This window comes from Streptomyces sp. NRRL B-24085, assembly GCF_001282115.1.
GTDB lineage: Bacteria > Actinomycetota > Actinomycetes > Streptomycetales > Streptomycetaceae > Streptomyces.
This window is the reverse complement of sequence record NZ_LJBR01000052.1, coordinates 1-23,670: the sequence shown is the minus strand read 5'-3', so window position 1 is coordinate 23,670 and position 23,670 is coordinate 1. Positions and strand designations below refer to the sequence as shown.

At 71.1% G+C, this 23,670-nt stretch carries 20 protein-coding genes; 10 read left to right on the top strand and 10 right to left on the bottom strand.

Translation table 11 applies throughout. The features are described from left to right. Positions 1-8 precede the first annotated feature (8 nt). The 4 genes from whiA to uvrC are packed head-to-tail and all read right to left on the bottom strand — an operon-like array spanning position 9 to position 5,120. Positions 9-998: a DNA-binding protein WhiA gene (gene whiA, locus AOJ26_RS07640; RefSeq protein WP_031057649.1), complete on the bottom strand. Its 990-nt coding sequence runs from the start codon at positions 996-998 to the stop codon at positions 9-11. Further along, complete coding sequence (locus tag AOJ26_RS07635) at positions 989-2,056, bottom strand: gluconeogenesis factor YvcK family protein (protein ID WP_053847424.1); 1,068 nt, start codon at positions 2,054-2,056, stop codon at positions 989-991. Before AOJ26_RS07635 ends, whiA begins: the two co-directional genes overlap by 10 nt. Then, positions 2,053-3,012 (bottom strand): RNase adapter RapZ, encoded by a 960-nt coding sequence (gene rapZ, locus AOJ26_RS07630; RefSeq protein WP_053847423.1) that lies wholly within the window; start codon positions 3,010-3,012, stop codon positions 2,053-2,055. The genes AOJ26_RS07635 and rapZ overlap by 4 nt, the downstream gene beginning before the upstream one ends. Further along, the gene (gene uvrC / locus AOJ26_RS07625; protein ID WP_078959790.1) at positions 3,009-5,120 is read right to left on the bottom strand and encodes an excinuclease ABC subunit UvrC; all 2,112 of its coding nucleotides are present in this window, start codon (positions 5,118-5,120) and stop codon (positions 3,009-3,011) included. The genes rapZ and uvrC overlap by 4 nt, the downstream gene beginning before the upstream one ends. A gap of 416 nt (positions 5,121-5,536) precedes the next feature. Between uvrC and AOJ26_RS07620 the strand changes: the two genes are divergently transcribed. The 3 genes from AOJ26_RS07620 to AOJ26_RS07610 all read left to right on the top strand — a co-directional run bounded on the left by AOJ26_RS07620 (position 5,537) and on the right by AOJ26_RS07610 (position 8,729). Then, complete coding sequence (locus AOJ26_RS07620; protein WP_053847421.1) at positions 5,537-6,493, top strand: hypothetical protein; 957 nt, start codon at positions 5,537-5,539, stop codon at positions 6,491-6,493. A gap of 137 nt (positions 6,494-6,630) precedes the next feature. After that, complete coding sequence (locus AOJ26_RS07615) at positions 6,631-7,755, top strand: LacI family DNA-binding transcriptional regulator (protein ID WP_053847420.1); 1,125 nt, start codon at positions 6,631-6,633, stop codon at positions 7,753-7,755. A gap of 62 nt (positions 7,756-7,817) precedes the next feature. Beyond that, positions 7,818-8,729: a carbohydrate kinase family protein gene (locus AOJ26_RS07610; RefSeq protein ID WP_053847419.1), complete on the top strand. Its 912-nt coding sequence runs from the start codon at positions 7,818-7,820 to the stop codon at positions 8,727-8,729. A 75-nt stretch (positions 8,730-8,804) separates the two neighbouring features. Here the strand turns inward: AOJ26_RS07610 and uvrA are convergent, their stop codons facing one another. Further along, the gene (uvrA, locus tag AOJ26_RS07605; protein ID WP_053847418.1) at positions 8,805-11,843 is read right to left on the bottom strand and encodes an excinuclease ABC subunit UvrA; all 3,039 of its coding nucleotides are present in this window, start codon (positions 11,841-11,843) and stop codon (positions 8,805-8,807) included. A gap of 228 nt (positions 11,844-12,071) precedes the next feature. On the opposite strand from uvrA, the gene AOJ26_RS07600 reads away from it, so the two are divergent. The 5 genes from AOJ26_RS07600 (at position 12,072) to AOJ26_RS07580 (ending at position 16,649) form a co-directional block, all read left to right on the top strand. After that, positions 12,072-12,758 (top strand): maleylpyruvate isomerase family mycothiol-dependent enzyme, encoded by a 687-nt coding sequence (locus AOJ26_RS07600; protein ID WP_053847417.1) that lies wholly within the window; start codon positions 12,072-12,074, stop codon positions 12,756-12,758. A gap of 9 nt (positions 12,759-12,767) precedes the next feature. Continuing rightward, entirely contained in the window at positions 12,768-13,418 is a 651-nt protein-coding gene (locus tag AOJ26_RS07595; RefSeq protein ID WP_053847416.1) for an MBL fold metallo-hydrolase, read from the top strand. 704 nt (positions 13,419-14,122) lie between these two features. After that, the gene (locus AOJ26_RS07590; RefSeq protein ID WP_053847415.1) at positions 14,123-15,007 is read left to right on the top strand and encodes an ABC transporter substrate-binding protein; all 885 of its coding nucleotides are present in this window, start codon (positions 14,123-14,125) and stop codon (positions 15,005-15,007) included. Next, on the top strand, positions 15,004-15,894 hold the full coding sequence (locus AOJ26_RS07585) for an amino acid ABC transporter permease (RefSeq protein ID WP_053847414.1): 891 nt from the start codon (positions 15,004-15,006) through the stop codon (positions 15,892-15,894). Before AOJ26_RS07590 ends, AOJ26_RS07585 begins: the two co-directional genes overlap by 4 nt. Further along, positions 15,891-16,649 (top strand): amino acid ABC transporter ATP-binding protein, encoded by a 759-nt coding sequence (locus AOJ26_RS07580; RefSeq protein ID WP_324613969.1) that lies wholly within the window; start codon positions 15,891-15,893, stop codon positions 16,647-16,649. Before AOJ26_RS07585 ends, AOJ26_RS07580 begins: the two co-directional genes overlap by 4 nt. A 44-nt stretch (positions 16,650-16,693) precedes the next feature. On the opposite strand, the gene aroQ is transcribed toward AOJ26_RS07580, so the two are convergent. Further along, entirely contained in the window at positions 16,694-17,167 is a 474-nt protein-coding gene (gene aroQ / locus AOJ26_RS07575) for a type II 3-dehydroquinate dehydratase (protein ID WP_053847413.1), read from the bottom strand. An 84-nt stretch (positions 17,168-17,251) separates the two neighbouring features. Here aroQ and AOJ26_RS07570 point away from each other — a divergent pair, with 84 nt between their 5' ends. Both AOJ26_RS07570 and AOJ26_RS07565 read left to right on the top strand, forming a co-directional pair. Then, positions 17,252-18,298: a S66 family peptidase gene (locus tag AOJ26_RS07570; RefSeq protein WP_053847412.1), complete on the top strand. Its 1,047-nt coding sequence runs from the start codon at positions 17,252-17,254 to the stop codon at positions 18,296-18,298. A 95-nt stretch (positions 18,299-18,393) separates the two neighbouring features. Then, the gene (locus AOJ26_RS07565) at positions 18,394-19,680 is read left to right on the top strand and encodes an MFS transporter (RefSeq protein WP_053847411.1); all 1,287 of its coding nucleotides are present in this window, start codon (positions 18,394-18,396) and stop codon (positions 19,678-19,680) included. On the opposite strand, the gene AOJ26_RS07560 is transcribed toward AOJ26_RS07565, so the two are convergent. The 4 genes from AOJ26_RS07560 to AOJ26_RS07545 form a co-directional block, all read right to left on the bottom strand. Beyond that, positions 19,670-20,770, bottom strand: a complete 1,101-nt coding sequence (locus AOJ26_RS07560) for a calcium:proton antiporter (RefSeq protein ID WP_053847410.1) — start codon at positions 20,768-20,770, stop codon at positions 19,670-19,672. The genes AOJ26_RS07565 and AOJ26_RS07560 overlap by 11 nt on opposite strands. A 45-nt stretch (positions 20,771-20,815) precedes the next feature. Then, the gene (locus tag AOJ26_RS07555) at positions 20,816-21,118 is read right to left on the bottom strand and encodes a hypothetical protein (protein WP_053847409.1); all 303 of its coding nucleotides are present in this window, start codon (positions 21,116-21,118) and stop codon (positions 20,816-20,818) included. A gap of 131 nt (positions 21,119-21,249) precedes the next feature. After that, positions 21,250-22,251, bottom strand: a complete 1,002-nt coding sequence (locus tag AOJ26_RS07550; RefSeq protein WP_107092816.1) for a TerC family protein — start codon at positions 22,249-22,251, stop codon at positions 21,250-21,252. 227 nt (positions 22,252-22,478) lie between these two features. Then, positions 22,479-23,670: export associated protein (locus AOJ26_RS07545; protein ID WP_078959789.1), on the bottom strand; the 1,192-nt coding region annotated here is incomplete at its 5' end.

Here is a 23,670-nt window from a genome sequence, read left to right as displayed (position 1 = left end):
AGGGGCCGTCAGCCGACGAGGTTGTCGGCCATCTCCTCGGTGATGCTGGACTCCGTGCCCGGGATGCCGAGGTCGGAGGCGCGCTTGTCGGCCATCGCGAGCAGCCGGCGGATACGGCCGGCGACGGCGTCCTTGGTCAGCGGCGGGTCGGCGAGCGCGCCCAGCTCCTCCAGCGAGGCCTGCTTGTGCTCCATTCGCAGCCGTCCGGCGGCCGCGAGGTGCTCGGGCACGTCGTCGGCGAGGATCTCCAGGGCCCGCTGGACCCGCGCCCCGGCGGCGACGGCCGCGCGCGCGGAGCGGCGGAGGTTGGCGTCGTCGAAGTTGGCGAGCCGGTTCGCCGTGGCCCGCACCTCGCGGCGCATCCGGCGCTCCTCCCAGGCGAGCACCGACTCGTGGGCACCCAGACGGGTGAGCAGGGCGCCGATGGCGTCACCGTCGCGGACGACCACGCGGTCCACGCCGCGCACCTCGCGGGCCTTGGCGGCGATCGACAGGCGGCGGGCGGCGCCGACCAGCGCGAGCGCGGCCTCCGGGCCCGGGCAGGTCACCTCCAGGGAGGAGGAGCGGCCGGGCTCGGTGAGCGAGCCGTGCGCCAGGAAGGCCCCGCGCCAGGCGGCCTCGGCGTCACAGGTGGCACCCGAGACGACCTGCGGGGGCAGGCCCCGGATCGGTCGGCCCCGGCCGTCGACCAGGCCGGTCTGGCGGGCGAGCTGGTCACCGCCGGCGACGACCCGGACGACGTAGCGCGAGCCGCGGCGCAGCCCGCCCGGAGCCATCACGATCAGTTCGGAGCTGTGGCCGAAGATCTCCAGGATGTCCCGCTTGAGGCGGCGGGCCGCCATCGCGGTGTCCAGCTCCGCCTCGATCACAATGCGCCCGCTCACCAGGTGGAGGCCGCCGGCGAACCGCAGAATGGCGGAGACCTCCGCCTTTCTGCAGCAGGTCCGGGTGACGGGGAGCCGGGAGATCTCGTCCTTCACCGCTGCCGTCATCGCCATGGGCCGATCCTTCCATGCATCCGAAAAATACGGTCGTACGCGGCGGCCAACAGCTCCGGGTCGTGCCTCGGGGTTCCGTCGGGCCGGGCCACCGGCGCCAGCTCGACCGCGGCGCCGAACCGCTTGGCGGCATCGGTCAGTGAGTCGCGGTCGGGCACGGCGGCCTGGTCGGCCAGCACCACGTCCAGGGCGAGTTTAGGGGCGTGTCGTCCCAAAACCTCCAAATGACGCTGCGGGGAGAAGCCATCGGTTTCTCCCGGCTGCGGTGCGAGGTTCAGGGAGAGTACCCGGCGCGCCTTCGTCTGCGTGAGCGCGTCCAGCAGTTCCGGCACGAGCAGGTGCGGGATGACCGAGGAGAACCACGAGCCGGGGCCGAGGACCACCCAGTCCGCGTCCCGGACCGCCTCGACCGCCTCGGGGACCGCGGGCGGGTCGTGCGGCACCAGGTGCACCGACTGCACCTCGCCCGGGGTCAGCGCCACGGTCGCCTGTCCCCGTACGGTGTCCACGTCCTCGGGCCGCTCCGGGTCGTGTCCCTTGACCAGGGCCTGGAGCTCCAGGGGTACCGCGGACATGGGCAGCACCCGGCCATGGGCGCCCAGGAGCCTGCCGACCAGGTCGAGGGCCTGGACGTGGTCGCCGAGCTGCTCCCACAGGGCGACGATCAGCAGATTGCCGACCGCGTGTTCGTGCAGGTCGCCCTTGGACTGGAAGCGGTGCTGGATGACCCGGGCCCAGGTCTGGCCCCAGTCGTCGTCGCCGCACAGCGCGGCCAGCGCCTTGCGCAGGTCGCCGGGCGGCAGGACGCCCAGCTCGTCGCGCAGGCGCCCGCTGGAGCCGCCGTCGTCGGCCACGGTGACGACGGCGGTGAGGTCGCCGGTGATCCGGCGCAGGGCGGCGAGCGAGGCGGACAGGCCCATGCCGCCGCCGAGCGCGACCACCTTGGGCTGGGCACCGCGCCGGCGGGGCCGGGCCCCGCGGGCCTCGGCGGGGCGGGCCGCCCGCCCTTCGGGGACGGCCCTGCGCAGCCTGCTCAGCCGCGGACTACGTGCGGTCATTCCCGTCCCATGTCCCGGTGTACGACCACCGTCTCCACACCCTCGGCCGCGAGGCGCGCGGCGAGCTTCTCCGACGTGGCGACCGAGCGGTGCTTGCCGCCGGTGCAGCCGATGGCGATGGTCACGTACCGCTTGCCCTCGCGGCGGTAGCCGGCCGCGATGAGGCGCAGCAGCTCGGCGTAGCGGTCGAGGAACTCCTTGGCGCCGGGCTGGTTGAAGACGTACGCCGACACCTCCTCGTTGAGACCGGTGAAGGGCCGCAGCTCCGGCACCCAGTGCGGGTTGGGCAGGAACCGCATGTCCGCGACCAGGTCGGCGTCGACGGGCAGGCCGTACTTGAAGCCGAAGGACATCACGGTGGCGCGGAGTTCGGGCTCCTCCTCACCGGCGAACTGGGCGTCCATCTTGGCGCGCAGCTCGTGCACGTTGAGGCTGGAGGTGTCGATGACCAGGTCGGCGTCGCCGCGCAGCTCGCGCAGGAGTTCGCGCTCGGCGTCGATGCCGTCGACGATCCGGCCGTCGCCCTGGAGGGGGTGCGGGCGGCGCACGGACTCGAAGCGGCGCACCAGGGCCTCGTCGGAGGACTCCAGGAAGACGATCCGCCGGGTGACGTGCTTGGCCTCCAGGTCGGCGAGGGACTCGCGGAGGTTGTCGAAGAAGCGCCGGCCGCGGACGTCCACGACCACCGCGATCCGGGCGACATTGCCCTGGGAGCGGGCGCCGAGCTCCACCATGGTGGGGATCAGGGCGGGCGGGAGGTTGTCCACGACGAACCAGCCGAGGTCCTCCAGGCACTTGGCGGCGGTGGAGCGGCCGGCGCCGGACATCCCGGAGATGATCACCAGCTCGGGGATGGCGGCCTCCGGGACTCCCGCCGCGTCGAGGGTCGCGCCCGGGCTCACCTGTGCTTCTTCTCCACTCTGGTCCTGTCGTTCTTCGTGCTCGTTCACATTCATGTCTCCTGCCCCCGTCGTTCGTCCGGGGCGCCCGCCGTCACGGGGCCCCCACCGGAACCCGTGGTGACGGGTTCCTCGTTATCCATGATCTCTCCAGTCGCCGTGTTGACGGCGGGCGCGGCCGGGGCCGCCTGGGCGAGGGCCACGGCGATCGTCTCGGCCGTCTTGCGGCCTATGCCGGGGACCTCGCAGATCTGGTCGATGGTGGCGGATCGTAGTTTCTTCAGGGAACCGAAGTGTTTCAGCAGGGCCTGCTTGCGCGTGTCCCCGAGGCCAGGGACGTCGTCGAGCGGGCTCGACCGGAAACGCTGGGACCGCTTGGTGCGCTGGTAGGTGATCGCGAAGCGGTGGGCCTCGTCACGGACCCGCTGGAGAAGGTACAGGCCTTCGCTGGTGCGGGGCAGCACGACCGGGTCGTCCTCCTCCGGCAGCCAGACCTCCTCCAGGCGCTTGGCGAGGCCGCAGACGGCGATGTCGTCGATGCCGAGCTCGTCCAGGGCCCTCTTGGCGGCGGCCACCTGGGGCTGTCCGCCGTCGACGACGACGAGCTGGGGCGGGTAGGCGAACTTCTTGGGGCGGCCGTTGTCCTCCTTGAGGCCGTTGCCGGGGGCGCCGTCGGCGCCGGTCCCGGAGACGGCCGGGAGGTCGTTGCCGGAGGCGTCCTTGAGGCCGGTCTGGGAGGCGTCGTCCACCCACTCGCCGGTCTTCTCCTTCTCGGACAGGTACCGCCGGAAGCGGCGGGAGATCACCTCGTGCATGGACCGGACGTCGTCCTGGCCCGCGAAGCCCTTGATCTGGAAGCGGCGGTACTCGCTCTTGCGCTGGAGCCCGTCCTCGAAGACGACCATGGACGCGACCACGTCGTCGCCCTGGAGGTGGGAGATGTCGTAGCACTCGATCCTGAGCGGGGCGCTGTCCAGGTCGAGGGCCTCGGCGATCTCCTCCAGGGCACGCGAGCGCGTGGTCAGGTCGGAGGCGCGCTTGGTCTTGTGGAGGACGAGAGCCTGCTGGGCGTTGCGCTGCACGGTCTCCATCAGGGCCTTCTTGTCGCCGCGCTGCGGGATGCGCAGCGAGACGCCCGCCCCGCGGCGCCCGGCGAGCCACTCCTGGACCGGCTCGACCGGCTCGGGCAGGGCCGGGACGAGGACCTCCTTGGGGACCGCGTCGCCCTTCTCCTCGCCGTAGAGCTGCTGGAGGGCGTGCTCGACGAGGGCGCCGGTGGTGATCTCCTCGACCTTGTCGGTGACCCAGCCGCGCTGGCCGCGGACGCGTCCGCCGCGGACGTGGAAGATCTGGACGGCGGCCTCCAGCTCGTCCTCGGCGACCGCGATCAGGTCGGCGTCGGTCGCGTCGGCGAGCACGACGGCGCTCTTCTCCATGGCCTTCTTCAGGGCCCCGATGTCGTCACGCAGGCGGGCCGCCCGCTCGTACTCCATCTCCTCGGCCGCGTCCGCCATCTGCTGTTCCAGACGGCGGATGTAGGTCCCGGTGCGGCCGGCCATGAAGTCGCAGAAGTCCTCGGCCAGGTCGCGGTGTTCCTCGGCGGAGACGCGGTCGACGCAGGGCGCCGAGCACTTGCCGATGTAGCCGAGGAGGCAGGGGCGGCCGGTGCGGGCGGCGTTCTTGAAGACGCCGGCGGAGCAGGTGCGGACGGGGAAGACGCGCAGCAGGAGGTCGACGGTGTCGCGGATCGCCCACGCGTGCCCGTACGGCCCGAAGTACCGCACGCCCTTGCGTTTGTGGCCGCGCATCACCTGCACGCGCGGGAACTCCTCGTTCATCGTCACGGCGAGGTACGGGTAGCTCTTGTCGTCGCGGTACTTGACGTTGAACCGGGGGTCGAACTCCTTGATCCAGGAGTACTCCAGTTGCAGGGCCTCGACCTCCGTGGACACCACCGTCCACTCCACGGACGCAGCCGTGGTCACCATCGTGCGGGTGCGGGGGTGCAGGCTCGCCAGGTCCTGGAAGTAGTTCGCCAGGCGCTGACGCAGGCTCTTCGCCTTTCCGACGTAGATCACCCGGCGGTGCTCGTCGCGGAACCTGTACACCCCGGGAGTGTCAGGGATCTCCCCTGGTTTGGGGCGGTAGCTGGAGGGGTCGGCCATGTCTCACACCCTACTGGCGTGGGCTGACACTCCGGTGAGCCTGTGGACGACGACCGGCCGGTGCCAGGGGCCGCTGATCTCACGGTGTGATGTGTCACTCCGGGAACGTCAGCACCGCACGTGTTCCCCTGCGGTGCCCTCGGTGGCCCGAAGACGGTTCCGACGTCGACGTCGAGCGACCCTCGGGGCGGCCGGCGCCACGTGCGCGGGCGGGCCGCCGAGCGGCCGGGAGTGCACCACCGTTCGGCGGCAGGTGTTGTCGGGAATTGGTCAACACGCTTCAATGCGGGGGAACTCGGGGCCGGGAACGACGGCGTACGGATGTGAAGCCTCCCCCCGGCCTGCCACGGACGGCCCCGACACACCTCCGCGAACGGCCTGACCAGCCGGCCGCACCCGTACAGAAAGGCCCCTGCATGCCGCACGCCACACAGCACGCGGACGACGTGAGCGTCGCCGGCGCGGAACTGGACTCGGCCCTGCGGGGCGGCCCCTTCCACGTCGCGCTGCGCGCGGCGATCGCCGCGCGGGGGCTGCCGCTCCAGCGCGTCCAGCACCATCTGTCGCGTTACGGGGTCAAGGTCGGGGTCACCAGCCTGAGCTACTGGCAGCAGGGCGCCCGGCGCCCGCAGCGCCCGGAGTCGCTGCGGGCCGTACGCGCGCTGGAGGAGATCCTGCAACTGCCGGAGGAGTCGTTGATCCGGCTGCTCGCCGAGGACGACGACCGGTCGGCCGCCGAGCGGCCCGCGGCCCGCTCCTACCGCTCCTTCCTGGCGGCCTCGGACGTCCTCGGACAGCTGCTGGGAGAGCTGGACTCGCCGCCCGACGCGGGGCTGCACACCCTCGGCCACCACGAGCGCATAGACATCGGCGCGCGCCGCGAGCTGCGCGGCCTGGAGTCGCACCACATCGTGCGCGCCCACCGCGAGGGCGTCGACCGCTTCCTCGCCGTCCACCACGGCGACCCGGGGTGCGTGCCGGAGCTCATGACCGTCCACGCCCTGGAGAACTGCCGTACGGGGCGCGTCCGTTCGCACCACGACACCGGGGTGCTGGTGGCCGAGCTGCTCCTCGACGCCCGGCTGCGGGCCGGGGACACCTTCCTGTTCCGCTACGCCGTCGAGGACGGCACGGGCGGGGTCTCCCGCGAGTACGTCCGCGGCTTCGGTGCGCCCGGCGGGCAGTACGCGCTCCAGGTCCGCTTCGACGGGAACGCCCTGCCGCTGCGCTGCCACCGCTTCGCCCAGCACTCCCCCGCCGCGCCCCGCAGCGGCCGCCGGGACCTGTCCCTCACCGGCCACCACCACTCGGTGCACCTGGTCGAGCCACGGGTGCGGTCGGGGGTCGTGGGGATCGGGTGGGAGTGGGAGTGAGCGGGACGCCGTGTCGGGTCCGCCGCGGCACGTAAACGTTTGCGCAAGCGTTTACGCGGGCCGCCGGATGGGATACCTTCCCGGCCGTGGGCCCTCGACGTCCGGGTGCCCCGCACGCCGTTCCGGAAGGGGAGCCCATGCCGACCATGGCCGACGTGGCCCGCAGTGCGGGAGTGTCCGTGGCGACCGTCTCGCACGTCCTCAACGGCACCCGGCCGGTCCTGCCCCACACCCGCCAGGCGGTGCTGGACGCCGTCGACGAGCTCGGTTACACGCCCAACACCCTGGCCCGTTCGCTGGTGACCTCCCGCACCCGTTCCATCGGGCTCGCGGTGTCGGCGATCAGCAACCCGTACTTCACCGAGATCCTCCAGGGCGTCGAGGCGGGCGCGCTGGAACACGGCTACAGCCTGCTCATCGCCGATCCCCACGACGATCCCGACCACGAACACAAGGTCGTCCAGCTCCTGCACGAGAGGCGGGTGGACGGCATGATCGTCGCGCCCTCGCCGGACCCGCGCGAGCTGGTCTCCTACCTCGGCCGCCACCGGGTACCGACGGTGTTCCTGGACCGGGTGATCGACGGTTCGGGCGGCCGGGTGGGCGGTGGGGCGGGCGGTGTCAAGGAGAACGGCCTCCGGCGCTTCGACCAGGTCTGTGCCGAGAGCACCGAGCCGATGGCGCGGCTCGTCACCCATCTCGCCGGACTCGGCCACCGGCGCATCGGCCTGGTGGCCGGCCTGCCCGGGCTGAGCACCACCGCCGAACGGATCGCCGGATACCGGCAGGGCCTCACCGCCGCCCGCCTCCCCCACGACGACGACCTGCTCGTCCACGGCGACTCCGCGTCGGCCGGGGCCGAACGGGCCACGGCCGCCCTGCTCGCCCTGGACACCCCACCCACCGCCCTCGTCACCGCCAACAACGCGATGACCATCGGCACCCTACGGGCTCTTCGCGCGCACGGTCTCTCCGTACCGGACGACCTCGCCCTGTGCTGCTTCGACGACTTCGCCTGGGCCGATCTGTTCTCGCCCCGGCTCACCGCGATCGCCCAGCCCAGCAGGGAGATCGGCGCCCAGGCGGTCCGGGTCCTCCTGGAGCGCCTCGACGAGCCGGACCGGCCCGCCCGGACCGTGCGCCTCGACTGCACGTTCGTGCACCGCTCGTCGTGCGGCTGCCCCGACTCCGGGGAGGGGGCGGCGGGTTCCTCGCGGTCCCGTCGGGCTGCCCCGCTCGCCGATTCCTCCCGACGCCCTTGACCCTCTCAGCCCACGCACGCTCAGCCCTCCCTGCCCTCGCAGTTCCAGAAAGGACCCGTTTCGTGATCGTCGTCGCCGGTGAGGCCCTGATCGATCTGGTCCCGCAGGGCACCGGTGCCCTCGCGGCTCTCAAGCCGGCGCTCGGCGGCGGCCCCTACAACACCGCCGTGGCCCTCGGCCGGCTCGGCTCCCCCACCGCCTTCTGCTCCCGTACCTCCCTCGACGCCTTCGGCGAGGCCCTGCTCGACGGTCTCCGGGAGGCGGGGGTGGACGTGTCCGCCGTACAGCGCGGCAGCGAACCCACCACCCTGGCCGTCGCCACGATCGACACCGCCGGCTCGGCCGCCTACTCCTTCTACGTCGACGGCACCGCCGACCGCCTGTTCGCCGCCCCCGCCCAACTCCCCGCCGGCACGCGGGCGGTGTCCTTCGGCACCTGTTCGCTCGTCCTGGAACCGGGCGCGAGCGCCTACGAGGAGCTGATGCGGACCGCGGCCGCTCAGGGCGTGTTCACCGCGCTCGACCCGAACATCCGGGCCGGGCTGATCGCCGACGCGGACGCCTACCGGGCCCGGTTCAAGAACTGGCTGCCGTCGGTGTCGCTGCTCAAGCTCTCCGAGGAGGACGCCCTGTGGCTGGGCGGCACCCCGCAGGAATGGCTGGCCGCGGGGCCCGGGGCCGTCGTGGTCACCCACGGCGGCGACGGGCTGACGGTGTTCACCCGGGGCGGGACGGTGCTGCCGGTTCCGGGCGAGAAGGTCGACGTCGTGGACACGATCGGCGCGGGCGACACGGTGAACGCGGCCCTGCTGCACGGCCTGGCCGGCCTCGACGCGCTGTCCCCGGAGGCGCTCGCGGATCTGGGCGCCGAGGACTGGACCCGGCTGCTGCGGTTCGCGGCGCGCGCGGCGGCGATCACCTGCTCACGCGCCGGGGCGCAGCCGCCGTACGCGTCCGAACTGGGTGAGCTGTAGGAGCGGGGCCGGTGACGGAGCGAGCGGTGCCCCGCGGGACGTCCCGCGGGGCACCGCTCGCTCCGTCTGTCCGGCTCAGGCCTTGCGGGCCCGGGCCGTCTTCTTGGCGGGAGCGGCCTTCTCGGTGGCTCCGGCGGCCTTCTTCGCCGCCGTCGTCCTGGCTGTTGCCGTCTTCCTCGCCGTCGACTTGGCCGCGACCGTCTTCTTCGCCGCGGCCGTCTTCCTGGCCGGTGCCTTGCGCGGGGCCTTCACCGAGGTCCCGTCGCTGATCCGGTCGGCACCGAGGATCTCCCTGAGGAACTTGCCGGTGTGGCTCGCCGGGACTCCGGCGACCTCCTCCGGGGTGCCCTCGGCGACGACGAGTCCGCCGCCCGCGCCGCCCTCGGGGCCCATGTCGACGATCCAGTCGGCCGTCTTGATCACGTCGAGGTTGTGCTCGATGACGATGACGGTGTTGCCCTTGTCGACCAGGCCGGACAGGACCTTCAGCAGCTTGCTGATGTCCTCGAAGTGCAGACCGGTGGTCGGCTCGTCGAGGACGTAGACCGTACGGCCGGTGGAGCGCTTCTGGAGCTCGCTGGCGAGCTTCACGCGCTGGGCCTCACCGCCGGACAGCGTGGTGGCGGCCTGGCCGAGACGGACGTAGCCGAGGCCGACGTCCTTGAGGGTGTTGAGGTGGCGGGCGATCGCGGGGACGGCGTCGAAGAACTCCGTCGCCTCCTCGATCGGCATGTTCAGGACGTCGGCGATGGACTTGCCCTTGTAGTGGACCTCCAGGGTCTCCCGGTTGTACCGGGCGCCGTGGCAGACCTCGCACGGGACGTAGACGTCCGGGAGGAAGTTCATCTCGATCTTGATGGTGCCGTCGCCCGCGCAGTTCTCGCAGCGGCCGCCCTTGACGTTGAAGGAGAAGCGGCCGGGCATGTAGCCGCGGACCTTCGCCTCGGTGGTCTCGGCGAACAGCTTGCGGACGTGGTCGAAGACGCCGGTGTAGGTCGCCGGGTTCGACCGCGGGGTGCGGCCGATGGGCGACTGGTCGACGTGCACGACCTTGTCGACGAGGTCGTCGCCGTCCACGCGCGTGTGCCGGCCCGGGACGCTCCTCGCGCCGTTGAGCTCGCGCGCCAGGTGCGTGTACAGGATGTCGTTGACCAGGGTCGACTTGCCGGAGCCGGAGACACCGGTGACCGCGGTGAACACACCCAGCGGGAAGGACACGTCGATGTCCTGGAGGTTGTTCTCGCGGGCCCCGTGCACCGTGAGCTGCCGGGACGGGTCGAGGGGCCGGCGGATGTCGGGCAGCGGGATGGCCTTCTTGCCCGACAGGTACTGGCCCGTCTCCGACTCGGCGTTGGCGAGCAGCTCCTTCAGGGAGCCGCTGTGCACGACCTTGCCGCCGTGCTCGCCCGCGCCGGGGCCGATGTCGACGATCCAGTCGGCGACCTTGATGGTGTCCTCGTCGTGCTCGACGACGATGAGCGTGTTGCCCATGTCGCGCAGCCGGACCAGGGTCTCGATCAGCCGGTGGTTGTCGCGCTGGTGCAGGCCGATGGACGGCTCGTCGAGGACGTACAGGACGCCGACGAGTCCGGAGCCGATCTGGGTGGCCAGGCGGATGCGCTGGGCCTCGCCGCCGGACAGGGTGCCGGCCGCGCGGTTCAGCGAGAGGTAGTCCAGGCCGACGTCGACCAGGAACTTCAGCCGCTCGTTGACCTCCTTGAGGACCCGCTCGGCGATCTTCTTGTCGCGGGCGCTGAGCTTCAGCTCGCCCAGGAAGTCCGCGCAGTCGCTGATGGACATGCCGGAGACCTCGGCGATCGACTTGCCCATGACCGTGACCGCGAGGACGAGCGGCTTGAGCCGGGTGCCCTCACAGGTGGGACAGGGCACCTCGCGCATGTAGCCCTCGAAGCGCTCGCGGCTGGCGTCGCTCTCGGACTCGCTGTGCCGGCGCTTGACGAAGGGGACGGCCCCTTCGAACGGGGTGGTGTAGACCCGCTCGCGGCCGTACCGGTTGCGGTAGCGGACCTCGATCTGCGTCTTGTGGCCGTAGAGCAGGGCCTTCTTGGCGCGCTGCGGCAGTCCCGCGAAGGGGATGTCCGTGCGGAACCCGAGCGCGTCCGCGAGGGCGCCGATCAGCCGGCCGAAGTAGTCCTTGGTGTGCCCGTGCGACCAGGGGTGGATGGCGCCCTCGTCGAGGGACTTGTCCTCGTCGGGGACGATCAGCTCCGGGTCGACCTCCATGCGGGTGCCGATGCCGGTGCACTCGGGGCAGGCGCCGAAGGGCGAGTTGAAGGAGAAGGAGCGGGGCTCCAGCTCCTCGAAGGACAGGTCGTCGTACGGGCAGTACAGGTGCTCCGAGAACATCCGCTCGCGCTCGGGGTCGTCCTCGGGCAGGTCGACGAAGTCGAGCACGACCATGCCGCCGGACAGCCCGAGGGCGGTCTCGACGGAGTCGGTGAGCCGGCGCTTGGCGGAGTCCTTCACCGTGAGGCGGTCGATGACCACCTCGATGGTGTGCTTCTCCTGCTTCTTCAGCGTGGGCGGGTTGGAGAGCTGGACGGTCTCGCCGTCCACGCGCGCGCGGCTGTAGCCCTTGGTCTGGAGGTCCGCGAAGAGGTCGACGAACTCTCCCTTGCGCTCCCGCACCAGCGGCGACAGCACCTGGAAGCGGCTCCCCTCCGGCAGCTCCAGGACCCGGTCGACGATGGCCTGCGGCGACTGGCGCGAGATCGGGCGGCCACACTCGGGGCAGTGCGGCTTGCCGATGCGCGCGAAGAGCAGACGCAGGTAGTCGTAGACCTCGGTGATGGTGCCGACCGTCGAGCGCGGGTTGCGCGAGGTCGACTTCTGGTCGATGGAGACCGCGGGCGACAGGCCCTCGATGAAGTCGACGTCGGGCTTGTCCATCTGGCCGAGGAACTGGCGGGCGTACGAGGAGAGCGACTCCACGTAGCGCCGCTGGCCCTCGGCGAAGATGGTGTCGAAGGCCAGGGAGGACTTGCCCGACCCGGACAGGCCCGTGAAGACGATGAGCGAGTCGCGAGGCAGGTCGAGCGAGACGTTCTTCAGGTTGTGCTCGCGCGCGCCACGGACGATGAGACGGTCGGCCACGCCGGTCCGCACCTTTCTTGGCTTGAGAGGAGTGACAGGGGCGGGGCCCCCGTGCTTTCTCAGACTAGGGGGAGCCACTGACAACGCCGGTCGGATTCCCGGATGCGTAACAATCCCCGGCCTTCCAGCATGCCCGACGCCGCACCCGACCATATAGCACGCGCATTCGATTTACGGCACTCCTTCACCACCTTCACCCGAAGGTGTGGCGGCACTAGGGTCAGCAGCATGATTGATCACGCTCATGACCTGGAGTCTGTACGGGGTGCGACCGAGCGGCTGCTGACCGCAGCCGCCAGGATGGACAACGCGGACGTGACCGAGTCGTCACGGCTGCCGGGCTGGAGCCGCGGCCACGTCCTCGCGCATCTCTCCCGCAACGCCGACGCCCTGGTGAACGTCCTGGAGGGCCGGCCCATGTACCCCTCCGCGGAAGCGCGCGACGCCGACATCGAGCGCGACGCCCCCCGCCCCCTCGACGTCCAGCTCGCCGACCTCCGCGAGAGCGCCGCCCGCTTCCAGAAGGCCGGGGCCGAACCGGCCGACTGGTCGCGCACGGTCGAGCTGCGCAACGGAGTCACCGACTCGGCGTCCCGGGTGCCGTTCCGGCGGTGGGTCGAGGTGGAGCTGCACCATGTGGATCTCGGGATCGGGTACGAGCTGGAGGACCTTCCCGAGGACTTCACGCAGCGCGAGATCGACTTCCTGACGGAGCGGTTCCGGGGCCTTCCCGACGTGCCCGCGCTCGTGATCGAGCAGGACGACGGCCGCCGGACCCCGACGGGCGGCGCCGGGGACCCCGTGCTCGTCGTCACCGGCCGCACGGCCGACCTGCTCGGCTGGCTCGCGGGCCGCCGCGACGGCTCGGCACTGACGGTCCACGGCGGCACCCTCCCCTCGCTGCCCCCGCTATAGGCTGCCGCCATGACGTACAGCGGACAGGTGACGGTCGGCGGCGCCGCCGACGTGCACGAGCTCAAGGACCTGATGATCACCAAGATCGCGGTCGGCCCGATGGACAACAACGCCTATCTGCTGCGCTGCCGGGCCACCGACGAGCAACTGCTGATCGACGCCGCCAACGAGGCGGACACCCTGCTGGGCATGATCGGTGACGACGGCATCGCGTCCGTCGTCACCACGCACCGGCACGGCGACCACTGGCAGGCCCTTGAGGCGGTCGTCGCGGCCACGCGCGCGCGTACGTACGCCGGCCGGGACGACGCCGAGGGAATCCCCGTGCCCACCGACGTCCTGGTCGACGACGGCGACGTCATCCGCGTGGGCCAGGTCGAGTTGACCGCACGCCACCTCGTCGGCCACACGCCGGGCTCGATCGCCCTCGTCTACGACGACCCGCACGGGCATCCCCATGTGTTCACCGGGGACTGCCTGTTCCCGGGAGGTCCTGGCCGGACGACACAGCCGGCGGACTTCCAGAGCCTCATGGGCGGGCTCGAGGAGAAGGTGTTCTGCCTGCCGGACGAGACGTGGGTGTACCCGGGGCACGGCAACGACACCACCCTCGGAGCGGAGCGCCCGCAGCTCCAGGAATGGTGGGCGCGCGGCTGGTAGTCCCTCGACGCGGGAAGGGGGTGCCGATCCCTCGGCCAGCGGCGGTGCCGGCAGCCCCTCGGCCCGGATCGGGACCGGTGGCGGCCCCTCGGCTAGGGTCGCCGCTTCTCGGCCGCCAGCAGCGCGGCGACCAGCGCTTCGAAGATGCCCAGGTTCGCGGGGGACTTGATGCCGAGCTCCAGTGCGGCGGCTCGTGGGGTGATCGGAGAAGGCTTCTTGCCGGGTTCGAGGATCCCGGCTTCCCTGAGCAGCGCCTTCTGCGTGGTGTGCAGCGCCTTGGCGAGAGGCTTGAGCAGGTCGGCCGGAGGCTCGTACGTGGCGTCGGCGATCGCGGCTATGTCCGCCTCCGGCAGCTTTCCGGTGCTGTTGACTGACCATCATCCTGACACGGGGGCGGCGGACTCGGCCCGGTGTGCGCCGGTGATACCGGTCCGGCGCACGCGCCCCGTGTGAACTCTTCGCACGCGCCGGTGTCACGCACGCGCTCCCGGCGCACTTGGTCGCGCAGTCAACTGGGAGCAGCCCCGCACAGGATGACGGCTCCTGCGCGGTACGGGCCGCCGGTCTTTCATCCCCGCCCTCGACCGGCGGCCCCGGCAACCTGTCCGAAAACTGTTCACAGAAACGCAACACCCGTTCCCAATATGCGGACGATTGCCGTCGTGACCTCGACAAACGGGACAGTGGACTGTCACTCTCCCGCCATGCACCCTGCCCCTCGCGCACTGCGCCGCGCCGTCGCCGCGGCATCGATAGCCCTGCTCGCCACCGCTGTCGGCTGTGCTCCGCAGTCCGACGACGACGCGAACGCCAAGGCCTCGGGGTCCACCGGAACCACCTGCGCCAAGGGCGAGTTGGCCACCAAGACCTCCGGCAAGCTGACGATCGCGACCGACGAACCGGCCTACGAGCCCTGGTTCAAGGACGACAAGCCCGCGAACGGCAAGGGGTTCGAGTCGGCCGTCGCGTACGCCGTGGCGAAGCAGCTCGGCTACGACAAGAGCGCCGTGGTCTGGCAGAGCGTCCCCTTCAACAAGGCTTTCGCCCCCGGGGAGAAGACCTTCGACTTCGACATCAACCAGGTGTCGATCAGCGCCGAGCGCAAGAAGGCCGTGGACTTCTCGTCCGGCTACTACGACGTGCGCCAGGCCGTCATCGCGCTCAAGGGCACCAAGGCCGCCGAGGCGACGAGCATCGCGGACCTGAAGGGCCTCAAGCTGGGCGCCCAGGTCGGCACGACGAGCCTGAACTACATCCAGGACGTGGTGAAGCCGACGCGGGAGGCCGCCGCGTACGCCAAGAACGACCAGGCCAAGTCCGCTCTGGAGAACAAGCAGGTGGACGCGATCGTCGTCGATCTGCCCACCGCCTTCTACATCACCGCTGCCGAGGTCACGGACGGCACGATCGTCGGGCAGTTCGAGAACCAGGGCGGCACACCGGAGCAGTTCGGGCTCGTGCTCGACAAGGGCAGCGCGCTCACGTCCTGCGTGACGGCCGCCGTGGACGCCCTGCGCAAGGACGGCACGCTCGGCAAGCTGGAGCAGCAGTGGCTGTCGGACGCCGTCGACGCCCCGGTCCTCAAGTGACGCTCACCAAGGACGAGGCCGGCCCGGAGGACGCGGGCGACTCGTACGCGCCGTCGCGGCGGCGGATCGAGCGGGAGGCTCTCAAGCGGGCCCGCTCCCGCCGCGCCACGGCGATCGCCGCCGTCTCGACCCTGGTCACCGCCGTCGTCCTCTACCTGGTCGTCGTCAACGCGCCCGGCTGGCCGCGCACCAAGGAGACGTTCTTCAGCGGGCAGTACGCGCGCGAGGCGTTCCCGAAGGTCCTCGAAGGGCTCTGGCTGAACGTCCGGCTGCTGTTCGTCTGCGGCGCCGCCGTCCTGGTCCTCGGGATGCTCATCGCCATCGCCCGCACACTGCGCGGCCCGGTGTTCTTCCCGCTGCGCGTCCTGGCCGCCGCCTACACGGACTTCTTCCGCGGCCTTCCGCTCATCATCAACCTCATGATCGTCGTCCTGGGCGTGCCGGCGCTGCGGCTCCAGGGCGTGACGGTCGACCCGGTGTGGCTGGGCGGCACGGCGCTCACGCTGACGTACTCGGCGTACGTGGCCGAGGTGTTCCGCGCCGGCATCGAGTCCGTGCACCCCTCGCAGCGCGCCGCGGCCCGCTCGCTCGGCCTCTCCAACCGGCAGGCGCTGCGGTACGTGGTGCTGCCGCAGGCGGTGCGCCGCCAGGTGCCGCCCCTGCTGAACGACCTGGTGTCCCTCCAGAAGGACACCGGTCTGGTGTCGATCGGGGGCGCGATCGACGCCGTACGAGCCGCCGACATCATCGTCGGCCGGAGCCTCAACTACACGCCGTACATCGTCGCGGGCCTGGTGTTCGTGGCGCTGACCATCCCGATGACCCGCTTCACGGACTGGGTGACGGCACGGATGGACCGCCGGCGGGCCCAGGGAGGAATCGCATGAGCGACGCAGACGGACCGGTGCTGCGGATGGAGTCCGTCCGCAAGACCTTCGGCGGCTCGGTCGTGCTGCGGGACGTCGACCTGGAGGTCGCCCCGCACACGGTGACCGCGCTGATCGGCGCCTCGGGGTCCGGCAAGTCGACGCTGCTGCGCTGCGCCAACCTCCTGGAGGAGATCGACGACGGCGCCATCTGGCTGGACGGCGAGGAGATCACCGACCCGCGCGTCGACCAGGACGCGGTACGGCGCCGTATCGGCGTGGTCTTCCAGGCGTACAACCTCTTCCCGCACATGACCGTGCTGGAGAACATCACGCTGGCCCCGCGCCGGGTGCACGGCGTGGCCCGCGCGGAGGCCGAGGAGCACGCCCGTGAGCTCCTTGAGCGGCTCGGGCTCGGCGGGAAGGCCGGCGAGTACCCGGACCGGCTCAGCGGCGGTCAGCAGCAGCGGGTGGCGATCGTGCGGGCCCTCGCCGTACGTCCCCGTCTGCTGCTGCTCGACGAGATCACCGCGGCCCTCGATCCGGAGCTGGTGGGCGAGGTGCTGAACGTCGTGCGGGACCTGAAGGGCGACAGCATGACCATGGTGCTCGCCACGCACGAGATGGGCTTCGCGCGGGAGGTCGCCGACCAGGTCTGTTTCCTGGACGGAGGTGTGGTGCTGGAGCGCGGGACCGCCGAGCAGATCTTCGGCGACCCGCGGCGGGAGCGGACCCGGCGCTTCCTGCGGCGGATCGTGGAGGCGGGCCGGCTGTAGAAGGGTGTAAGGGGCGCCCGCCATTGCGGGCGCCTGTTACCGCCCTACGCCTCCGCCCGGGCCGGTCCCGCCAGCGCCGCGACGCGCTCCACACCGAACACGTACCCCTGCACGCCGCAGCCCGCGATGACCCCGTCCGCGCGCAGCGAGACGTAGGAGTGGTGCCGGAAGGACTCGCGCCGGTGGATGTTGGAGATGTGCACCTCCAGCACCGGCAGCCCGTCACAGGTGTTGAGGGCGTCCAGGATCGCGACCGAGGTGTGCGAGTAGGCGCCGGGGTTGATGACGATCCCGCAGTGGTTCAGCCGCGCCTCGTGGATCCAGTCAACCAGTTCGCCCTCGTGATTGGACTGCCGGAAGTCCACTGTGCCGCCGTGCGCGGCGGCCGCCTTGACGCACAGCGCCTCGACGTCGGCGAGGGTGTCCTTGCCGTAGATCTCCGGCTGCCGCTGCCCGAGCAGGTTCAGGTTGGGGCCGTTGAGGATCATGATCGGGGCGTTGGCCAGGGTGCGGGGCACGGTTCCTCCGGTCGGTGAAGACGGGCTGCTCGGACCCGGTTTATCACGGTGCGCCGCGCACGGTGCGGCCCGTACCCTCCGGGCATGACGACGATCTCCTACCCGCCCAAGCCCGTACCCGGCGACCGCATAGCCGTCATCTCCCCCGGTGCCGGTCTGCCGGGGCTCTTCCCGCGCCCCTACGAGTTGGGACTCGAGCGGCTGCGCAAGGAGTACGGCCTGGAGCCGGTCGAGTATCCGACGACCCGCAGGATGGGCTCGTCGCCCCGGGAGCGCGCCGACGACATCCACGCCGCGTTCGCCGACCCGAGCGTCAGGGCGGTCATGGCGACCGTCGGCGGCGACGACCAGATCACCGTGCTGCCGTACCTGGACCGGGAGTTGATCCGGGCGAACCCCAAGCCGTTCTTCGGGATGAGCGACAACACGAACCTGCTCGCCTACCTGTACAACACCGGGATCGTGGGCTACCACGGCGCGACCGTGATGACCGCGCTGGGACGGCCGGTGGCCATGAGCGCGCTGACCGCCGACTCCCTGCGGGCGGCCCTGTTCACCTCCGGCGCCTACGACCTCGCGCCCGCCGCCCGCTGGCGGGATGTCGACCGCGACTGGGCGGACCCCGCCACCTTCGACGCCGAACCGGAGACACGCCCCGGCAACGGCTGGACCTGGGTGAACGCCGACCGGGTGGTGGAGGGCCGCAGTTGGGGCGGCTGCCTGGAGATCCTGGGCTGGCTGCTGATGGCCGACCGCGAGATCGCGCGCGACCTGAGCGTGTACGACGGCGGGGTGCTGCTCCTGGAGACCTCGGAGGAGATGCCGAGCGACGTCGAGGTCTTCCGCACCCTGCGGAACATGGGCGAGCGCGGACTGCTCCAGCGCTTCTCCGCACTGCTGTGGGGCCGCCCCAAGACGTGGTCCTTCGAGCGCCCCCAGAGCCCCGAGGAGGCGGATCGTTACTCCGCCGACCAGCGCGAGGCCGTCCTGCGCGCCATGAGCGTGTACGCCCCCAACACCACCATCGTCTTCGATGTGGACTTCGGACACACCGATCCCCAACTCGTCATCCCCTACGGCGGTCTCGTCCGTGTCGACGGTCCCGCCCGGCGCATCACCGTCACGTACTGATCACTCCCGTGCGCGCCCGTACGCCCCCGTAACCCGTGATCACTGTGGGTAGTTGACGCGACATGCACGACGTACGCACCGTGAGGACGCCCTCCATGCCGCGGCTCGCGGCCGCCTCGCTCGCCGGGACGGCCATCGAGTTCTACGACTTCTTCGTCTACGGGACGGCCGCGGCGCTGATCCTGGGGCCGCTGTTCTTCCCGACCTTCTCGTCGGTCGCGGGGACGCTGGCCGCGTTCGGGACCTTCGGGGTGGGGTTCGTCGCACGGCCGCTCGGCTCGGTGCTGTTCGGGCACATCGGTGACCGGCACGGGCGACGGCCGGTCCTCGTGGCCTCGCTGCTGCTGACCGGCGCCGCCACGGTCGCGGTCGGGTGCGTGCCGACGTACGACACGATCGGTGTGGCCGCCCCGCTGCTGCTCCTGGTGCTGCGCTTCCTGCAGGGACTCGGGCTGGGCGGGGAGTGGGGCGGGGCCGTGCTGCTGACCGCGGAGCACGCGCCCCCCGAACGGCGCGGGCTGTGGACGAGCTTCCCGCAGGTGGGGCCCGCGCTGGGCTTCCTGCTCGCCAACGGGGTGGTGCTGGCGCTGTCGGCCGCGCTGTCCGAGGCGCAGTTCGCCGCGTGGGGCTGGCGGGTGCCGTTCTGGGCGGCCGGGGTGCTGGCGGCGGTCGGGCTGTGGCTGCGCTCCGCGCTCCCGGAGAGCCCCGGGTTCCTGGAGATCGACGACCACGCGCGTGTGCCGCTCGCCGTGGTGGTGCGCGAGCACGGACGGCTCGTCCTGCTGACGGCGGGCGCCCTCGCGGTCGGGTACGCGATCTTCTACGCCGTGACCACGTGGTCCCTCGCCTACGGGACCGAGCGGCTCGGGGTGAGCCGTACCGTCATGCTGACCTGCATCATGGCCGCGGTGCTGGTGAAGGGCGCCCTCACACCGGTGGCCGCACTGCTCGGGGACCGGTACGGGCGGCGGCCGCTGTGTCTCGCGGGATGTGCGGGGGCCGCGCTGTGGATGTTCCCGATGGTGGCGTTGCTCGCGACCGGGGAGCCGCTGTGGATGTTCCTCGGCTTCCTGGGCGCGATGACCTCGTTCATCACCATGTTCGCCGTGATCGCCGCCTACTTGCCCGAGCTGTACGAGCCGCGGGTGCGCTGCACGGGAGCCGCGGTCGGCTACAACCTCGGCGGGGTGGTCGGGGGCGCGCTCACGCCGATCGTGGCGACGGCTCTGGTGGAGCACGGCGGGCGGGTGCCGTGGGGTGTGGGCGCGTATCTGACCGGGATCGCGTTGCTCAGCCTGGGGTGTTTCGCGTTGCTGCCGGAGACGCGGCCGGTGGCGATGGCCGGAGCGGAGCCGGCTCTGGACCGGTCTGTCACGGGTTGATCGCCAGTTCCAGGTAGGCGGCGAACACCACCAGGTGGACACCGCCCTGGAGCGGTGTGGCCCGGCCGGGAACCACCGTCAGGGAGCTCACCACCACCGTCAGGGCCAGCAGCACCATATGGGTGGCGCCGAGGCCGAGGACGAGCGGGCCGGAGAGCCAGACGGAGGCGAGGGCGACCGCGGGGATGGTCAGGCCGATGCTCGCCATGGCGGAGCCGAGGGCGAGGTTGAGGCTGGTCTGCACACGGTCGCGGCGTGCGGAGCGCAGTGCGGCGATGGTCTCCGGGAGCAGCACCAGCAGGGCGATGATCACGCCGACGACGGCATGGGGCAGGCCGGCCTTGGCCACCCCGGACTCGATGGTGGGCGAGACGCCCTTGGCCAGTCCGACCACCCCGATCAGGGCCAGGCCCAGCAGGCCCAGGCTGATCAGCGCGGCACGGGCGGTGGGCGCGTGCGCGTGGTCGTCGACGGTGATCACCTCGCCCTGGCGGGTGATCGGGAGGAAGTAGTCGCGGTGCCGTACGGTCTGGGTCGCCACGAACAGCCCGTACAGGACCAGCGAGGACAGCGCGGCGAAGGTGAGCTGGGTGGCGGAGAACTCCGGGCCCGGTTTGCTCGTCGTGAACGTCGGCAGCACCAGGCTCAGCGTGGCCAGGGTGGCGACCGTGGCGAGGGCGGCGCCGGTGCCCTCGGGGTTGAAGACGGCGGTGCCGTGCCGCAGTGAGGCCACGAGCAGGCAGACGCCGACGATGCCGTTGCAGGTGATCATCACGGCCGCGAAGACCGTGTCCCTGGCCAGGGTCGCACTCTTGTCGCCGCCGTCCACCATCAGGGTGACGATCAGGGCCACCTCGATGACCGTGACGGCGACGGCGAGGACGAGCGAGCCGAACGGTTCGCCGACCCGGTGGGCGACCACCTCGGCATGGTGCACCGCGGCCAGCACGGCCCCGGCGAGCACCAGGGTCACCAGCACGACGACCGCCCCGGGCAGGTCGCGGCCCCAGGTGAACACCAGCAGGACGACCGCGAGCACCGGCACGACGGACGTCCAGCTCGTGGTGAGCGACCTGAGCCGAGCGATCATGGGGCGATCGTCGCAGAGGCGCGCGGGCCGCGCACTGCGCCGGGACTATTGGATCGCACCGGATTCCAGGACGTCGCAGTTGGTGTAGACGCGGTCGCCGATGGTCAGCGCACCCAACTGCTCCGCGAGTCTGCCGGTCTCGGGGGCGTCGCTGTTGCGCATGGCCTCGTCGTACGAGTCGAACTCGATCAGGGCCAGATAGTGGTTGGGCCTGTCCCGGTCCTTCAGGAGCATGCGGTGGGTCGGGCCGCCCGTCCCGCCCGCGCTGCGCTGCCCGGCCTCCTCCATCAACTGCCGCATCTCGTCGAGGCGTTCGGTCTCGAAGCCGATGATCTGCACGAACTTCACGGTTGTCTCCAGCCGGCCGCGGCGCCCCCGGGCCGGGGAACGCGCTCTGGAACAAAACAAGCACCGGGAGCGGTACCCGGCAATTCGCCGCACGCCGCTCCCGGTGGTGGTTCTCCCTACGTCGGCCGCGGTCAGGCCTCGATGCTGTCCTTCGGAGCGCCTTCGCTCTTCGCCTGCGCCGCCTCGGCCTCCGCCTGCTTCCTGGAGGCCATCAGGCTGGTGACGGTGGTGACGATCAGGACCGAGCAGATCACGCCGAGCGAGACCGGGATGCTGATCTCGGGGACGTGCACCCCGGACTCGTGCAGGGCGTGGAGCACGAGCTTGACGCCGATGAAGCCCAGGATGATCGACAGGCCGTAGCTCAGGTGGACCAGCTTCTTCAGCAGGCCTCCGATGAGGAAGTAGAGCTGGCGCAGACCCATCAGGGCGAACGCGTTGGCGGTGAAGACGATGTACGGGTCCTGGGTCAGACCGAAGATCGCGGGGATCGAGTCGAGGGCGAACAGCACGTCGGTGGAGCCGATCGCGAGCATCACGACGAGCATCGGCGTCATGACCCGCTTGCCGTTCTCCACGATCCACAGCTTGGTGCCGTGGTAGCGGTCGGCCACGCCGAACCTGCGCTCGGCGGCCTTGAGGAGCTTGTTCTCCTCGAACTCCTCGTCCTCCTCGTCCGCCCGGGCCTCCTGGATGAGCTTCCAGGCGGTCCAGATCAGGAAGGCGCCGAAGATGTAGAACACCCAGGAGAAGCTGGCGATGATCGCGGCACCGGCCGCGATGAAGATCGCGCGCAGCACCAGGGCTATGAGGACACCGACGAGAAGCACCCGCTGCTGGTACTGCGAGGGCACCGCGAACTTCGCCATGATCAGGACGAAGACGAAGAGGTTGTCCACGCTCAGGGACTTCTCGGTGATGAAGCCCGCGAAGAACTCACCGGCGGGCTGACCGCCGGCGAAGAGCATCAGACCGAGGCCGAAGAGACCGGCCAGGGCGATCCAGACGACCGTCCAGATACCGGCTTCCTTGATCGACACGTCGTGCGGCTTGCGGCCGATGAAGAAGTCGACCGCGATGAGGGCGGCGAGGCCCACGATCGTCAGGACCCACAGGGTCACGGAAACATCCACAGTTCCTCCGGCAATACGTAACGGCAAGTAACCAGCGTCGTCGCGCTGCCGGAGGTCTCTTCCACCCACGGTGGGCCGACGCCCCGGGATCAGGCCTGATCCGTATTGACGGGTACGCCGCAGTCGACAGGGAGTACTCCCCTCCGTGCCACCAACCGTACCCCAATCACCAAGGGAAGGTAAAGCGATTGGCAAAAGAAAGGTCAAAATCCCTGATGGGACTGGCTTTACGTGTACTTGGTGCGAGCCTCAGCGACCTGGTTCAGGACCTGTTGGAGCACCTGGCTGCCGGCGGGCGGGAGCGGCGGTTCGTAGGTCCAGGCATGGCCGACCCAGGGGTCGGCGAGGTGGTCGTCGGGCACCGGCGTCAGCCGCATGAGCGAGCGCCACAGGGGGTCGAGGAGCGGGCCGTACCCGAAGGCCTGCTCACGGTCCGCGACCATCATCAGGTGGACGCCGACGGACGGGCCTTCGTCCGCGAGGTAGCGGAGCTGGGTCACGGCACGGTCGTCGAAACCGTGCGGGAAGTCGTTGACGATCAGGAGCTGTTCGGCGGTGTCGAGGCCGGGCGGAAGGGCGTCGGCCGCGCCGCCGCGCACCGCCATCTGCACGAGGTCGACGCGCTCGGTGAGCCGGGCCAGGACGTCCGTCACGCCGGCGGCGCCGACGGCGGGCGGGGCGGCGAGCACGCCGGACCACACCAGCGGGGCGAGCGCCTGCGCCCCCGAGCCGGCCGGGTCGATGACGTGCAGGGTGTAGTCCCCGGCTGGGTGGACGGCGAGGAGCCGGGCCGCGAGCGCCACGGCCGTGTCCATGGCGAGGCGGTGCAGTTCGTGGGAGTCGAGGAACGAGCCGTCGAGGGATCCGGCGGCCCCGCTGTCGATCCACAGGCCGCGCTCCAGGGGCAGCCGGACGAGCATCGGGATGCGCAGCTCGGCGCACTCGGGCAGATGCAGGTCGCCCAGACGCACGGCCATGGGCACCTCGAACGGCACCCGGTAGCCGTGCCAGACGGGGTTGTCCCAGCGGGCGTACGCCGGCGGCAGGGCGGGTTCGACCACGTCCGACTCGGCGGTGAGCTGACCGAGATCCCGGTCGTAGGCCGCGCGGGCCTGTTCGACGAGCTGGGCGTGTTTGGCGCGGGCCGCCTCCCGTGCGGCGTCCCCCTGCCCGCCGATCCGGCTGCGCGGGTCGGCGAGGGCCGCGTCCAGCTCCTTCTCCATGCGCGAGTCCGCGAAGTCCACGGCACTGCGGTAGGCGGCCGTGGAGCGGGCCAGGTCCTCGAACATGCCCCACACCTGGTTGTAGAGCCGCTCCTCCATGGACCAGCCGGTGGCGTCCCCGGCGACGGGCTGCGCGGGCTGCCCCGGCTGCGCAGGAGGCGCGACGGGCGGGGGCGGCGGCGGGGCGGTGGTCTGC

Coding starts and splice junctions, on each gene's coding strand:
- whiA (WP_031057649.1), bottom strand. CDS start 998: ATGGCGATGACGGCAGCGGTGAAGGACGAGATCTCCCGGCTCCCCGTC.
- AOJ26_RS07600 (WP_053847417.1), top strand. CDS start 12,072: ATGATTGATCACGCTCATGACCTGGAGTCTGTACGGGGTGCGACCGAG.
- uvrC (WP_078959790.1), bottom strand. CDS start 5,120: ATGGCCGACCCCTCCAGCTACCGCCCCAAACCAGGGGAGATCCCTGAC.
- AOJ26_RS07595 (WP_053847416.1), top strand. CDS start 12,768: ATGACGTACAGCGGACAGGTGACGGTCGGCGGCGCCGCCGACGTGCAC.
- AOJ26_RS07570 (WP_053847412.1), top strand. CDS start 17,252: ATGACGACGATCTCCTACCCGCCCAAGCCCGTACCCGGCGACCGCATA.
- AOJ26_RS07620 (WP_053847421.1), top strand. CDS start 5,537: ATGCCGCACGCCACACAGCACGCGGACGACGTGAGCGTCGCCGGCGCG.
- AOJ26_RS07565 (WP_053847411.1), top strand. CDS start 18,394: ATGCCGCGGCTCGCGGCCGCCTCGCTCGCCGGGACGGCCATCGAGTTC.
- AOJ26_RS07560 (WP_053847410.1), bottom strand. CDS start 20,770: ATGATCGCTCGGCTCAGGTCGCTCACCACGAGCTGGACGTCCGTCGTG.
- AOJ26_RS07635 (WP_053847424.1), bottom strand. CDS start 2,056: ATGACCGCACGTAGTCCGCGGCTGAGCAGGCTGCGCAGGGCCGTCCCC.
- AOJ26_RS07615 (WP_053847420.1), top strand. CDS start 6,631: ATGCCGACCATGGCCGACGTGGCCCGCAGTGCGGGAGTGTCCGTGGCG.
- AOJ26_RS07580 (WP_324613969.1), top strand. CDS start 15,891: ATGAGCGACGCAGACGGACCGGTGCTGCGGATGGAGTCCGTCCGCAAG.
- AOJ26_RS07590 (WP_053847415.1), top strand. CDS start 14,123: ATGCACCCTGCCCCTCGCGCACTGCGCCGCGCCGTCGCCGCGGCATCG.
- rapZ (WP_053847423.1), bottom strand. CDS start 3,012: ATGAATGTGAACGAGCACGAAGAACGACAGGACCAGAGTGGAGAAGAA.